This window comes from Paenibacillus sp. URB8-2 (assembly GCF_013393385.1).
Taxonomy (GTDB): domain Bacteria; phylum Bacillota; class Bacilli; order Paenibacillales; family Paenibacillaceae; genus Paenibacillus_AQ.
Window position 1 is genome coordinate 2,148,361 of sequence record NZ_AP023239.1, and the last position, 13,338, is coordinate 2,161,698.

Consider the following 13,338-nt stretch of genomic DNA (forward strand, 5'->3'; position numbering starts at 1 on the left):
GGACAATCACATTGGCCATCAAACGTTACAAGATTACAGTCGTGGGCGCCGGCATGACCGGCGCCAACACGGCGCTAATGCTTGCTCAGAATGAATTGGGTAATGTGGTTCTGCTTGATATTCCCCAGCTTGAAAATCCGACCAAAGGCAAGGCGCTTGATATGCTGGAAGCGGGTCCGGTCATCAGATTTGACAGTCAGATTCTCGGCACAGCGAATTATGATGACGCCGCAGATTCGGATATCGTCATTATTACGGCCGGTGTGGCCCGCAAGCCGGGCATGAGCCGTGACGATCTAGTCAATACCAATGCCGGCATCATCAAATCGGTATGCGAAAATATCAAACGCGTTGCTCCGGAGTCCATCGTCATCATCCTCAGCAATCCGGTTGACGCCATGACTTATGTGGCCTACCATGCGCTTGGCTTTCCGAAGAACCGCGTAATCGGCCAATCCGGCGTGCTGGATACGGCAAGGTACTGCACCTTCATCGCCCAGGAACTCAATGTCTCGTTTGAAGATGTGCGCGGCGTCGTACTCGGAGGACACGGCGACGACATGGTTCCGCTCGTACGTTATTCCAGCGTCGGCGGGATTCCGATTGAAACGTTGATTCCGGCGGACCGAATCAAAGCGATTGTGGAGCGTACCCGCCACGGCGGCGGAGAGATTGTTGAACTCCTTGGAAACGGCAGCGCTTATTATGCGCCGGCGGCTTCTCTGGTTCAGATGACCGAAGCTATTCTGAAGGACAAGAAACGGATTCTGCCCGTCATTGCCTATTTGGAAGGCGAATACGGCTACAGCAATGTGTTCATGGGTGTTCCGACGCTGCTCGGCGCCGGGGGAATTGAGAAAGTGTTTGAACTGGACCTGACAAGCGAGGAAAAAGCGGCTCTGGATAAATCGGCGGAGTCTGTAAGAAATGTAACGGCGGTAGTGAATGTGTGATTAATTGACAAAAGTATGAACGGTATCCCCATTTTATTTTCGATAAAATGGGGATTTTCTTTTGAGAAGCGGCGGCAATTGGTTATAATATTTACGAATGTAACTTATATCATAGATTTATCGGGAGGAATGCGCTATGGATTGGCATGTTTTGATGTTTTTACATATGATCGGCATGCTGGCATTGGGGTTCTATCTGGTGCTGCCTTTCATTCTCGGTCGGATGGAGAAGCTTTCTCCCGCAGCCAAGGAGGGAACGCTGAGCGCAATCAGCGGATTTAACCGTTTCGCCCAGTATGGACTTGTGATCCAACTGCTCACCGGCGGTTACATGATGACTAAAGACGAATATTCGGTGCCGTGGATGATTATCGTTGCGCTGCTGCTGCTCGCGATGTTTGCCTTGGGCGGCATTATGAGCAAGCCGCTGCGTTTGGCGGCAGCAGGCATGAAGCAGAGCCGCGACGTCTCCAGTGAAATCGGCAAAATCCGCACACTGAGCGCGCTGCTGGCAGTATGCTTGCTGGCTACACTATTCTTTATGGTATTTAATGAGATTATTTAAGCCGTACACACGGCTGTCCCATCTTCAACCGCCTCCGCCGGAGGCGGGTTTTTTGTAAATATAAGCATGTATAAGCCGGGGGCTTAACATTTTGACATATATTTCTACGAGAAACGTACTTGCGTCTTATAAAGACGCCGTCAGGCGTTTCTTCTTGCTTGCGGCATTCAGCATCGGGGTTCTCCGCAGAACATCTGAGCAAAAAGCTGACCGCTCTTTGCTATCCTTGCTCCTGTTTGAGCTTCCGGCAATTGGTTAATTTAAATATCGTAAGAGGGAACGAATAATTGCACATCCCTAAGACATCCTAAGGAAAGTCTGAGCTTTTACAAACTTTCGAGAGGAGAATGAAAGATGAGCGATAGCAGTCAACAAACCCAGAAGACATTGCCACCGCAGCATCAGGATCGTCAACCCGGATTGGAATCGGAAATGACACCGCGGCCTAAATATGAACCGGCGACATACAAAGCGGCAGGCAAGCTGCTTGGCAAAGCGGCCTTGATTACAGGCGGAGACAGCGGTATCGGCCGCGCGGTTGCGGTGGCTTTTGCCAAGGAAGGGGCCGATGTGGTCATTTCCTATCTGAACGAGCACACCGACGCGGAGGAAACGAAGCGCCAGGTCGAGCAGGAAGGACGCAAATGCGTTCTCGTCTCCGGCGATATTGGTGTTGAAGTCTTCTGCCAGGACCTCATCAACAAATCGGTGGAGGGTCTGGGCAAGCTGGACATCCTGATCAACAATGCGGCGGAGCAGCATCCGCAGGAGAAGATCGAGAATATCACTTCCGAGCAGCTTGAGCGGACGTTCCGCACGAATATTTTCTCTATGTTTTATTTGACGAAAGCGGCAATGCCTCATTTGAAAAAAGGCTCTACCATCGTCAATACGACTTCGATTACGGCGTACAGAGGAAACCCTCAGCTGCTGGACTATTCGTCCACCAAAGGGGCTATTCTCGCCTTCACCCGTTCGCTGGCCATGAATCTGGCCGAACAAGGCATTCGCGTCAACGCGGTCGCGCCGGGTCCGATCTGGACGCCACTCATTCCGTCCACCTTTGACGAGAAAAAGGTCAGTGAGTTCGGAGCCACCCAGCCGATGAAGCGACCGGGCCAACCGGAAGAGCTGGCTCCGGCTTATGTCTATCTGGCTTCCGACGATTCGACGTATGTGACCGGCCAGGTTATGCATGTCAATGGCGGCGAAATCGTGAACGGTTAACCGTTTACGCCTTGAAATCAACCGCGTCAGCGGTATAGTACAAAGCCTCCGGTTCGCTAGTGCGACCGGGGGCTTTTTTTCACGCAAGGGGTATGATGAGAAGGAAGAATATGCTATGCTGTAGAAGATTCATAACCGCATAGAGATTGACACTAGGGGTGCCGCAAGGCTGAGACGAACGTGATTGTTCGGACCCTTTGAACCTGATCTGGTTTGTACCAGCGTAGGGAAGTGGAGAGTGAATATCTGCATCCGGACCTCATCAAGGTTCGATCCTATCTGCAGTTTCCGGCCGCCTTCCTTCGAGAGGGCGGCTTTTTTGGTGTGATCAAAGAAACACAGGAGGAGAGCATGGCAATTCACCCAACAAAAGATTCCGTTTCACGGTGGTCCACAGCTGTGGACGTCAGGGAAACCGATCCCGAGATACATCTCATTTCCGGCGGCGGGACGCTGTTAGACAACTTTGTGACCATCGCCGAGGCTGTCCATTCATTGGTGAATTATATCCATTTGCGCGAGAAATCGTGTACCGCGAATGAGCTGTTCGAAACAGTGAAGGAGATGTCCCGCCGTGGTGTACCGCTTGGCAAAATAGTCGTGAACGACCGTCTGGATGTCGCGCTGGCTTCCGGCGCCGGCGGCGTCCAGCTTGCGGGGCACAGCCTTCCTCCCGCCATCGCCCGGCCAATCGCCCCGGAGCTGCGCATTGGCCGCTCCGTCCATTCCGCGGCGGAAGCGGCCGCAGCCGCGGATGAAGGGGCGGACTACTGCCTCTATGGGCATGTGTACGCCTCGGCCAGCAAACCGGGTCTGCCCGGCCGGGGCCTAAGCGGACTCGCTGATACCGTCCGGGCTTGCCCGGTTCCGGTCATCGCGATCGGCGGCATTGAGCCGGGAAACGCGGGGCAGGTCATCCGCAGCGGCGCTGCAGGTATTGCCGTGTTGTCGGGCATCTGCGGCGCAGCCGATCCGGTGGCTGCGGCAATGGCTTACCGCTCCGCGGTCCGAGCGGCCCGGCTTGAAAGGAGGTGAAGGCAATGAATCTGTATATCAACGGAAACGAGACCAGGCTTGATGAAGCTTGCGGTACGCTTGCGGATCTGCTGAGCCGCCCCGAATGGAAGGAACGGCGGATGATCGTTGAACTGAACGGCGTGATCGTGGGCAAGGAAGATTACGGGCATGTCACGCTTGCCGAAGGGGACCGTGTCGAGCTTGTGCATTTTGTGGGAGGAGGCTGAGGCGAAAGATGAATTCCGCCGGGCAGGACAGATACAGCAGGCAGGAGCGATTTTATGGAATCGGATCCGAAGGCCAGAAGAAGCTTGCGGAAGCGAAGGTGCTGATCATAGGCGCAGGCGCGCTTGGCTCCGCATGCGCGGAGACGATGGTGCGGTCGGGCGTCGGCAGGGTGACCCTTATCGACCGGGATTATGTGGAATGGAGCAACCTGCAGCGTCAAAATCTCTACAGTGAGCAGGATGCGGCCGAGAGGATGCCCAAGGCGGTAGCGGCTGCGCGCAGGCTTCGCAGCGTCAACTCTTCTGTAGAGGTGGAAGGGATCGTTGCGGATATTACAGCCGATGAAATCGGCCTCTATACCCGGGACGTAGACCTTATTCTGGATGCGGCGGACAATTTCGAGGTAAGGATGATTGTGAACGATATTGCCGTGAGGAATGGCATTCCCTGGATCTATGGAGCCTGTACCGGTAGCTACGGGATTTCAATGACGATTGTGCCCGGACAGAGCGCCTGCCTTCACTGTCTGCTGGATGGGCTTCCAACTGGAGGGGATACCTGCGATACGACGGGCATTATCGGTCCCGCCGTACAAATGACAGCCGCCTATCAGACAGCCGAGGCGCTGAAATGGCTGTCGGGGAACGTGAGCGCGCTGCGCGGAACGCTGGTCTCCTTCGATCTGTGGACCAACCGCCACTCGTCGATGGATACGTCCAGGCTGAAGCGCGCGGATTGTCCATCCTGCGGCTCCAACCGCACCTATCCGTATTTATCGCCGGGGAGCCATTCCAGAACGACAGTGCTCTGCGGGCGGGATACGGTGCAGATTCGCCCGGCAAGTCCGGCAAGACTGGACTTGGAGGAGTGGGAGCGGCGGCTTTCCGCTCACGGCCGGGCGGAGCGTAATCCCTATATGCTGTCTTTGACGCTGGAGAAGCACCGCCTGGCGGTCTTTCCCGATGGACGGGTGCTCATTCACGGAACGGGAGATCCCGCCGAAGCCCGTTCGCTCTATCACCGTTATTTTGGCTGACCGCTCAATATTATGAATAGGGAGGATTAAAGATTATGAAGGATGCTTTACATATCGGGGGCAAGGCCCTGTCCAGCCGGCTGTTCATCGGAACCGGCAAATACAGCCGCAATACGCTTATTCCGGAGGTGGTCGAAGCTTCCGGCTCCGAAGTAATCACGGTAGCTCTTCGGAGAGTCGATCCCTCGTCGCGGGAGGAGAATGTTCTGAATCATATTCCGCCGCACATGACTCTGCTGCCCAATACTTCCGGCGCGCGGACCGCGGAAGAAGCCGTGCGCATCGCCCGGCTGGCCAGAGCGGCGGGAATGGGGAACTGGGTCAAGATTGAAGTCATTAACGATCAGCGGTATTTGCTTCCGGACAACCTGGAGACGATCCGCGCCACGGAAATTCTGGCTGCCGAAGGCTTTGTCGTCCTTCCCTACATGAGCCCGGACCTGTCTGCTGCGCTCCGTCTGAGAGACGCAGGGGCGGCGGCGGTGATGCCGCTGGGAGCGCCCATCGGAAGCAACCGGGGCCTCCGGACGAAAGAACTGATCGGCATCCTGATTGAAGAGACCGGCTTGCCGATTATTGTGGATGCCGGGATCGGGCGGCCGTCGGAGGCGGCAGAAGCGATGGAGATGGGCGCGGCAGCCGTGCTGCTGAATACGGCGATTGCCACCGCCCGCGATCCGCTGGGCATGGCAGAAGCCTTCCGCGGGGCGGTTGCCGCCGGACGGCAGGCCTATCTGGCCGGGCTGGGAGCGGTTCGGCAGGAGGCGGAGGCCTCTTCGCCTTTGACCGGTTTTTTGAGCGTATAGAAAGGGGACAGATCAATGAGTTTCTATGAATCGCTGATGACCCTGGAGCGTTTACCCTTTAAGGAGTTGTGGAAGGGGTATGGGGCGGAGGATGTAAGGCGGGCGCTGGCCAAGGAGAAGCTGGACGAGGAAGATCTGCTTGCCCTGCTGTCACCTGCCGCTGGACCGCATTTGGAGGAAATGGCTCAGAAGGCGCAGCGTATCACCCGTTCTCATTTCGGCCATGTCGTGCAGCTGTTTACGCCGATGTATGTAGCCGATTATTGCGTCAATCACTGTACGTACTGCAGCTTCAGCTCCATCTACGACTTTCCGCGCAAAAAACTGACGCTCGAAGAAGTCGAAAAGGAAGCGGCGGCGATTGCCTCTACCGGTCTTCGCCATATCCTGCTGCTGACGGGAGAATCGCGCCGGGATTCGCCGGTCGGTTACGTTAAAGATTGCGTGAAGGTTCTCCGCAAGTATTTCTCCTCCATTAGCATCGAGGTCAATCCGCTATCCGCGGAGGAATACCAAGAGCTGGCCCATGCGGGTGTGGACGGATTGACCCTGTTCCAGGAGGTATACGACCGGGAGACATACGCCAAGCTTCACGTCAAAGGACCGAAGCGGAACTTCCGCGCCCGTCTTGACGCTCCGGAGCGCGGCTGCCAGGCGGGCTTCCGCTCAGTCAACATTGGCGCCCTGCTCGGCTTGCACGACTGGCGGCAGGAAGCCTTCATGGCCGCGATGCATGCGCGGTATCTTCAGGACCGTTATCCCAGCTGCGAAATCAGCCTGTCTCCCCCGAGGTTCCGCCCTTATCTGGGCAGCTTCAACCCCGAATCGGACGTAACCGACCGGGCGCTGGTGCAAATCATCCTGGCGTATCGGCTGTTCCTGCCCCGTTCCGGCATTACCTTGTCCACAAGAGAACCCGCCGAGTTCCGCGACCGTCTTGTCCATTTGGGGGTCACCAAAATGTCGGCAGGCGTTTCTACCGAGGTAGGCGGGCACACGGGAGACGGCGGAACGCCGCAGTTTGAAATTTCGGACAGCCGCAGCGTGCCGGAAATTAGGGACATGCTATACCGAAGCGGGCTTCAGCCGGTATTCAAGGATTGGGACATCCTTGCCGAAAGCTCCATTCGTTGACGGTCGGAATCCGCGATTTCAAGTCAACCTTCTCCTTAGGGCAAGGTTGGCTTGCTTCAATTCTAGCTGCAATTTAAAGCGGGATTCCCCCGCAAGAAACACGGGCTCGCCTTCGGATACCGGAGACAGAGCCCGCTTGTTTTTTTGAAGAGCTTCAGCGGATCGGCACCGCAAATACGAGATGCAGCCGCCCTTTGATGCGCCGATGTTTCGTAATATAGCCGTTGTCTTCGAACCAGGCCAGCAGGCCGGAAAGAGACGGATAGCCGTCTTCTTCCGGCATCGGGGCATGGTCCCCTTCGGCGAGCATCAGGTCGGCAATGCAGATTCGTCCGTGCGGCTTCAGCACCCGGCGCATTTCCTTGACGGCAAGTGTCTGCTGCTCCCCGGCAAGATGATGAAAGGCGAAGCTGGATACGGCAAAGTCGAATTTCTCATCGATAAACGGCAGTGCCAGAAAATTGCCGAGCTTAGTCTTCAGCTGCGGATATTTCAGCCCGCACTGCTTCAGCATTTCCTTCGACTGGTCGACTCCCGTCATGTCTGCGCTGCGCTCCATCAATTTTCCGGCCAGATTGCCGGTTCCCGTGCCGATATCGAGTCCTTTTTCCCCGGGTGCCGGCGCCAGCCACTCCACAGCCAGTTCCAGAGCCTCTTCATAGCCTTCATACTCGGCGGCGCTGCGGACATTCCGGTCATGGAGGACGGCCCTGCGGTCATAGTTCCATTTATCTTCCCAATTGCGGCTCCCCCGCAGTTTGCGTGAAGCTTCGGCCAGCGCGTACAGATCGTCCAGCTGAAGCGAGCGCTCTTTTTTAACCATTTCAATCATTGAATCGGCCGTCTCGATCATGCTCTTGATTTCCAGCCATTTGGCGAACAGCGCGGACCTTTGAAGCTCCAGGTAGTACTGAAGCCGCTCGTGATCCCGACCTTCCCACTCCTGCAGCGCCCTGCGGATATCCTCGACACTCATGCCCGCCTCTCGTAAAGCGATTACGGTCTGGAGCCGCCACACCTCCTGCTCGCTGAACTCGCGGTATTGATTGTCTCCTTTCGAGGGAGCGATCAGCCCTTTTTCTTCATAAAAGCGAATGGCTCTGGCCGACAGACCCAGCCTCTCCGCAACTTCTTTGATCTTCATAGGTTATCCTTTCGTCAACTGAACTTTCTTTATCATATCAAAAAAAGAACAGCCGCTCTTGACCTTCTCCTTGCGGAAAGGTTTATCCTTCGGTCGTGAGTCATTCATACGAAGAGGGAGGCGCAGGGAAATGAGTATTTTGATCAAAAATGTATGGATTATGGACATGGTGCAGGAAGAGCCGGATAGAGGGGATATTTTGATCGAAGGGGAGAATATCGCTGCAATCGGGACAGAACTGACCGCAGAACACGGTGAGAAAATAGAGGGAGGCGGCATGCTGGCGATGCCCGGCCTGATTAATGCGCACCAGCATACGCCGATGAGCCTGCTCAGAGGCTTCTCGGACGATTTGAAGCTGATGGACTGGCTGGAGCGGAAAATGCTGCCCGCCGAGGCGCGGATGACGCCGGAAGATATCTACTGGGGCGCGCAGCTGTCCATGGCCGAAATGATCCGCTCGGGGACGACGGCTTTTGCTGATATGTACATTCATATGGACGAGATTGCGCGGGCGGTGCAGGAGACGGGGATGCGGGCCGCTTTGACCCGGGGACTGGTGTTTAACGAAGACGATGGAGGAAAAAGGATGAACGAGGCGCTGGATTTGATCCGGCGGTGGGACGGTGCGGCCGACGGCAGAATTACGGCGATGCTCGGCCCGCATTCTCCGTATTTGTGTCCGCCGGAGCCGCTCAGGGAAATTATCGCCCTTGCGGAAGCAGAAGATATTCCGGTGCATATCCACTTGGCCGAAACGAAGGAAGAGGTGGCGATGATCCGGGAGAGATACGGGATGACTCCCGCGCAGTACCTTTACCATAACGGCCTGTTTGAAAAATGTCATGTTCTGCTGGCTCACGCCGTTCATCTGAACCGCAGGGACGTGGGGCTTCTGCGAGGCATGCGCGGCGGCGTCTCCCACAACCCGGTGAGCAATCTGAAGCTCGGCTGCGGCATTGCGCCAGTGACGGAGATGAGAGAGGCGGGCATCACAGTCGGGCTTGGCACGGACGGAGCGGGCAGTGCGACGACGCTTGATATGTTTCAGGAGATCAGGGCGGCGGCTTGGCTGCAAAAGGCGGATTACGGGGATCCGGCTCTCCTGCCTGCGATAGAAGCGCTTCGGATGGCGACGGAGGAGAGCGCGAAGCTGCTGAACCTGCAGGGGAAGACGGGAATTCTGAAGACCGGTGCCAAAGCCGACCTGATTCTCATTGATTTGGGCAAGCCGCATTTGCAGCCCCTCCATCAACCGGCTTCTCTTCTTGCATACGGCGCAGTCGGCGCAGACGTAGATACGACTATCGTAAACGGAAAAATTTTAATGCGGAATCGCTGCCTGCTTACGATTGACGAGGAACGGCTGCTGCATGAAGCCGCCGGGCGTGCCAAGCGGATTGCCCAGGGGATCTGACCGGATAAAGCTTTGAATTTAAAGTAATCCCTTTCAGGTGGGCTCCGATATGATATGATAGGTAACGAATGAAAGTAACCAGGAGAACACCGGAACGGGAAGGGGCTTGATGAAGATGCAGCGCTTTGAGGACAGCATCTATGATCTGATTGTGGAAACTTCCACCAATTTGCCGGGCGACGTCCGGCGGGCGGTCGCCGCGGGGCGGAGCCTCGAAGACAAGGCTACCCGCTCGGGGCTGGCGCTGACGACGATCGCGCACAATATCGGCATGGCCGAGCGGCAGATTTCACCTATCTGCCAGGATACGGGCATGCCGACGTTTTTCATACATACGCCAGTAGGCGTGAACCAGCTCCAAATCAAGCGGGATATCTTCGGGGCCATTGCAAGGGCGACCCGGGGCGGCAAGCTGCGGCCAAATTCCGTCGATTCGCTGACCGGAGGGAATAGCGGCAACAATCTCGGCGAAGGTACGCCGGTGATTCATTTCGAGCAATGGGAAGAAGAACATGTCGAGGTGCGGCTCATTCTTAAAGGAGGCGGCTGCGAGAACAAGAACATCCAGTACAGTCTTCCCGCCGAGCTTGAAGGGTTGGGCAAAGCGGGGCGCGACCTTGACGGCATCCGCAAGTGCATTCTTCATGCCGTCTATCAGGCTCAGGGGCAGGGATGCAGCGCGGGCTTTATCGGGGTGGGGATCGGCGGCGACCGGGCATCCGGATACGAGCTTGCCAAGAAACAGCTTTTCCGCAAGGTGGATGACATTAATCCAATCGAGGAACTGCGGGAATTGGAAGATTATACTATGGAGAATGCCAATAAGCTCGGAATCGGCACCATGGGCTTCGGGGGAGAAGTGACCCTGCTCGGCTGCAAGGTCGGTGTGATGAACCGGCTTCCGGCAAGCTTTTTCGTCTCGGTGGCCTATAACTGCTGGGCGTTCCGCCGCCAAGGCGTGCTGATCGACGCTGGCAGCGGCGCGATCCGGGAATGGTTGTATGAGCGGGGCTCCGGCATTTCCGTAGGAGAGGATGAAGCCGATGCTCCCGCAGCTGCGAATGTGGACCACGTTGGCGGCTCCGGCGCGGCGGCTGGAACTTTGGCTGACGAAGAAGCGGCACCCGAGAGCGGGCCGCGCGAAATCCGGCTGACGGTGCCGATCAGCGAGGAGGACATCCGGGCCTTGCGTGTCGGCGATGTGGTTATCTTGTCGGGCGAAATGCACACCGGGCGCGACGCCCTCCATAAGTATCTAATCGACCATGAGTCTCCGGTCGATCTGAACGGGGCGGTCATTTACCACTGCGGTCCCGTTATGCTAAAGGACGAGGAAGGCTGGCATGTGAAGGCGGCCGGCCCGACGACGAGCATTCGCGAGGAGCCGTACCAAGGCGACATCATCAAGAAATTCGGCATCCGGGCCGTCATTGGCAAGGGCGGAATGGGAGCGAAGACGCTTCAGGCGCTTCATGAACACGGCGGCGTCTATCTGAATGCCATTGGCGGAGCGGCCCAGTATTACGCGGAATGCATCAAGAAAGTGAACGGCGTCGACTTTATGGAGTTTGGCATTCCCGAGGCGATGTGGCATCTGACGGTGGACGGCTTTGCGGCGATTGTGACGATGGATTCACACGGCAACAGCCTGCATGCCGATGTTGAGAAGGAATCCGCCGGGAAGCTTGCTCAGTTCCGCGAGGCGGTATTTAAATGAGTCAGTAACGTTGCTCATTCAGCCCCAAAAATCGGTTTCATCCCTATAATGCTATTACGGAGTGCAGACGTATACCGTCTTGCGCTTCTTTTTTTACATTCCCTTTACATTCATGCGCTGGTATTTTTAATAGAATCGGGCTACGATAAGAAGATATCTATCCAATTCAATGAAGAAAGAGGAAAATGCCGTATGAGACCGTTTCGAGTCCGTCTAACGTTTATACTAATGGCTTTAATCGGCATTTCCATGATCGGAGCGGGCTTTACAATGGCGCATCTGTTCAAGGGATCCCATATCGCCGCGCTTGAGGATAACATGTCCCGGGAAATAAATCTTCTGACGGGCACGATGGAATTCCGCGATATGAACGGCAGCGACGCGTATAAATACTACACCGGGCAGGCTCACAGTATCGCAAAGCTTACGAATTCCAGGATAACTTTTATTACAAAAGACGGCAAAGTCATCGGTGATTCGGAGAAAAATCCGCAGCTGATGGACAACCATCTGGGGCGCGAGGAAGAAATTATGGCGGCTAAGAACGGCATCGGCCGGGCGGTCCGCTACAGCGATACGCTTGACAGGAATATGCTGTATGTTGCCAAGAAGGTATTGTCCGGGAACGGCGGATTCGACGGATATATCCGTCTGTCCATGGGCCTCGACGCGGTTGAAGAAGGACTGAACCGTGCCTGGATCATTATGGCCGGCGGACTTGTGCTGCTGTTCATCGCGGCCGCTTTTGTCAGCTATCGCGTCGCTTTCAGTCTGACTTCTCCGCTGGAACAGATTACCCGAGTCGCCCGCAGGATTACGGATCTCGATTACGACGCTCGGGTTCCACTGAAGAGAAAGGATGAAATCGGGCAACTGGCGAATGCGATCAACTTAATGGCCGACAGCCTCCAGACCCAGCTTAGAACGATACGCGATAATGAGAACCTGCTGCAGAGCGTGCTGGACAACATAACTGGCGGCATTTTGCTGGTGGATGCGGAAGGGAGAATCGCCCTGCTCAACAAGGCGGCGGAGAAGATGCTGGATGTAAGGGCGGACGATATGGTCGGCCGTTCCTTCCGGGAACTGAAGCGCCACTACGAGCTGACGCGGATTCTGGAGGAAGGATTGTCCCGCAGGGAGCCTGTTCATGAAGAACGGAACTTCTACAACTCCGGTGAACGTATTGTGCGACTCGACGGCGTTCCGATGACGCAAGATGGAACCTACCAGGGAATGCTGTTCCTGCTTCAGGAAGTGACGGAAATCCGGAGGCTGGAAAGAATGCGCAGTGAATTCGTCGCCAATGTCTCGCATGAACTCAAGACGCCGGTCGCGGCGGTCAAGGGGTTCGCGGAAACCTTGCTTGGAGGCGGAGTGAAGGACGAGAAGACGGCGAACTCTTTTTTACAAATCATATATGATGAGAACGAGCGGCTGAACCGCCTGATCGGCGACATTCTGGAGTTGTCCAAAATCGAGTCCAAACGGGTTCAGCTCGAATGCTCACCGGTTCATTTGTCCTCCTTCTTCGATTCGCTGCTGGAAACGCTGAGCAAGGTGGCCGAGAAAAAGAGCATCAGCTTGAGTGCAGATGTGCCGGAGGAGCTCTTTATAGAAGGTGACGAAGACAAGCTTCGGCAAATTTTCCTCAATCTGCTCTCCAATGCGATCAATTATACGCATGAAGGCGGCAATGTAAAGGTAAGGGCTGTGAACCGGCAGGAAAAAGACGGAGAGGAAACGGTCATATTCACCGTTACCGATACCGGCATGGGCATTCCGCGCAAGGATTTGCCGCGCATATTCGAACGGTTTTACCGGGTGGACAAGGCGAGATCGCGAAGCTCGGGCGGCACCGGTCTCGGGCTGTCGATCGTCAAGCATCTGGTGGAGCTGCACCGCGGCGCCATTTCTGTGGAAAGTGATCTTGGCATCGGAAGCACGTTTATTCTGGAGCTGCCGCTTTTGCAGGACAATACAATTTGATTTAAAATGAGATTATTCGCCTTGTTTTGCGAAGCGTGAAGGTAAGCCAGAAGTGAATTTGAGAGCTTTACGTAAATATTTTACACTGGGTTAACATTCTGGTGA

The 13,338-nt window shown here is 55.7% G+C and carries 12 protein-coding genes and 1 riboswitch; of the genes, 11 read left to right on the top strand and 1 reads right to left on the bottom strand.

From position 1 onward, the window contains the following. The first annotated feature begins 11 nt into the window (after nucleotides 1-11). The 8 genes from mdh to thiH all read left to right on the top strand — a co-directional run bounded on the left by mdh (nucleotide 12) and on the right by thiH (nucleotide 6,966). Nucleotides 12-953 carry a malate dehydrogenase gene (gene mdh / locus PUR_RS09750; protein WP_124694628.1) on the top strand — a complete coding sequence of 314 codons (942 nt, stop codon included), beginning with the start codon at nucleotides 12-14 and terminating at the stop codon, nucleotides 951-953. A 136-nt stretch (nucleotides 954-1,089) separates the two neighbouring features. After that, on the top strand, nucleotides 1,090-1,518 hold the full coding sequence (locus PUR_RS09755; protein WP_179035074.1) for a hypothetical protein: 429 nt from the start codon (nucleotides 1,090-1,092) through the stop codon (nucleotides 1,516-1,518). A gap of 354 nt (nucleotides 1,519-1,872) precedes the next feature. Continuing rightward, nucleotides 1,873-2,745 carry an SDR family oxidoreductase gene (locus PUR_RS09760; RefSeq protein WP_179035075.1) on the top strand — a complete coding sequence of 291 codons (873 nt, stop codon included), beginning with the start codon at nucleotides 1,873-1,875 and terminating at the stop codon, nucleotides 2,743-2,745. Nucleotides 2,746-2,889: 144 nt separating this feature from the next. After that, a riboswitch (TPP riboswitch) is annotated at nucleotides 2,890-2,992 on the top strand. A 104-nt stretch (nucleotides 2,993-3,096) separates the two neighbouring features. Then, nucleotides 3,097-3,780, top strand: coding sequence for a thiamine phosphate synthase (locus PUR_RS09765; RefSeq protein ID WP_179035076.1), 684 nt, complete (start codon nucleotides 3,097-3,099; stop codon nucleotides 3,778-3,780). Between the two features lie 5 nt (nucleotides 3,781-3,785). Continuing rightward, the gene (thiS, locus tag PUR_RS09770) at nucleotides 3,786-3,989 is read left to right on the top strand and encodes a sulfur carrier protein ThiS (protein ID WP_179035077.1); all 204 of its coding nucleotides are present in this window, start codon (nucleotides 3,786-3,788) and stop codon (nucleotides 3,987-3,989) included. An 8-nt stretch (nucleotides 3,990-3,997) separates the two neighbouring features. Continuing rightward, the gene (locus tag PUR_RS09775; RefSeq protein ID WP_179035078.1) at nucleotides 3,998-5,026 is read left to right on the top strand and encodes a ThiF family adenylyltransferase; all 1,029 of its coding nucleotides are present in this window, start codon (nucleotides 3,998-4,000) and stop codon (nucleotides 5,024-5,026) included. 35 nt (nucleotides 5,027-5,061) lie between these two features. After that, the gene (locus tag PUR_RS09780; RefSeq protein WP_179035079.1) at nucleotides 5,062-5,832 is read left to right on the top strand and encodes a thiazole synthase; all 771 of its coding nucleotides are present in this window, start codon (nucleotides 5,062-5,064) and stop codon (nucleotides 5,830-5,832) included. A gap of 15 nt (nucleotides 5,833-5,847) precedes the next feature. Next, a complete protein-coding gene (gene thiH, locus PUR_RS09785; RefSeq protein WP_179035080.1) occupies nucleotides 5,848-6,966 on the top strand; it encodes a 2-iminoacetate synthase ThiH in 1,119 nt (372 codons plus the stop codon). A 154-nt stretch (nucleotides 6,967-7,120) separates the two neighbouring features. Here the strand turns inward: thiH and PUR_RS09790 are convergent, their stop codons facing one another. After that, entirely contained in the window at nucleotides 7,121-8,110 is a 990-nt protein-coding gene (locus PUR_RS09790; RefSeq protein ID WP_179035081.1) for a MerR family transcriptional regulator, read from the bottom strand. A gap of 130 nt (nucleotides 8,111-8,240) precedes the next feature. On the opposite strand from PUR_RS09790, the gene PUR_RS09795 reads away from it, so the two are divergent. The 3 genes from PUR_RS09795 (at nucleotide 8,241) to pnpS (ending at nucleotide 13,233) form a co-directional block, all read left to right on the top strand. Next, a complete protein-coding gene (locus tag PUR_RS09795; protein ID WP_179035082.1) occupies nucleotides 8,241-9,527 on the top strand; it encodes an amidohydrolase in 1,287 nt (428 codons plus the stop codon). A gap of 115 nt (nucleotides 9,528-9,642) precedes the next feature. Beyond that, entirely contained in the window at nucleotides 9,643-11,244 is a 1,602-nt protein-coding gene (locus PUR_RS09800; RefSeq protein WP_179037837.1) for a fumarate hydratase, read from the top strand. 192 nt (nucleotides 11,245-11,436) lie between these two features. Further along, nucleotides 11,437-13,233, top strand: coding sequence for a two-component system histidine kinase PnpS (pnpS, locus tag PUR_RS09805; RefSeq protein WP_179035083.1), 1,797 nt, complete (start codon nucleotides 11,437-11,439; stop codon nucleotides 13,231-13,233). The last annotated feature ends 105 nt before the right edge of the window (nucleotides 13,234-13,338 follow it).

What these genes read in the sequence shown, in the direction of transcription:
- PUR_RS09755 (WP_179035074.1), top strand. Translation starts at nt 1,090, where the DNA reads ATGGATTGGCATGTTTTGATGTTTTTACATATGATCGGCATGCTGGCA.
- PUR_RS09780 (WP_179035079.1), top strand. Translation starts at nt 5,062, where the DNA reads ATGAAGGATGCTTTACATATCGGGGGCAAGGCCCTGTCCAGCCGGCTG.
- thiS (WP_179035077.1), top strand. Translation starts at nt 3,786, where the DNA reads ATGAATCTGTATATCAACGGAAACGAGACCAGGCTTGATGAAGCTTGC.
- PUR_RS09765 (WP_179035076.1), top strand. Translation starts at nt 3,097, where the DNA reads ATGGCAATTCACCCAACAAAAGATTCCGTTTCACGGTGGTCCACAGCT.
- PUR_RS09795 (WP_179035082.1), top strand. Translation starts at nt 8,241, where the DNA reads ATGAGTATTTTGATCAAAAATGTATGGATTATGGACATGGTGCAGGAA.
- PUR_RS09775 (WP_179035078.1), top strand. Translation starts at nt 3,998, where the DNA reads ATGAATTCCGCCGGGCAGGACAGATACAGCAGGCAGGAGCGATTTTAT.
- PUR_RS09790 (WP_179035081.1), bottom strand. Translation starts at nt 8,110, where the DNA reads ATGAAGATCAAAGAAGTTGCGGAGAGGCTGGGTCTGTCGGCCAGAGCC.
- PUR_RS09760 (WP_179035075.1), top strand. Translation starts at nt 1,873, where the DNA reads ATGAGCGATAGCAGTCAACAAACCCAGAAGACATTGCCACCGCAGCAT.
- PUR_RS09800 (WP_179037837.1), top strand. Translation starts at nt 9,643, where the DNA reads ATGCAGCGCTTTGAGGACAGCATCTATGATCTGATTGTGGAAACTTCC.
- pnpS (WP_179035083.1), top strand. Translation starts at nt 11,437, where the DNA reads ATGAGACCGTTTCGAGTCCGTCTAACGTTTATACTAATGGCTTTAATC.
- thiH (WP_179035080.1), top strand. Translation starts at nt 5,848, where the DNA reads ATGAGTTTCTATGAATCGCTGATGACCCTGGAGCGTTTACCCTTTAAG.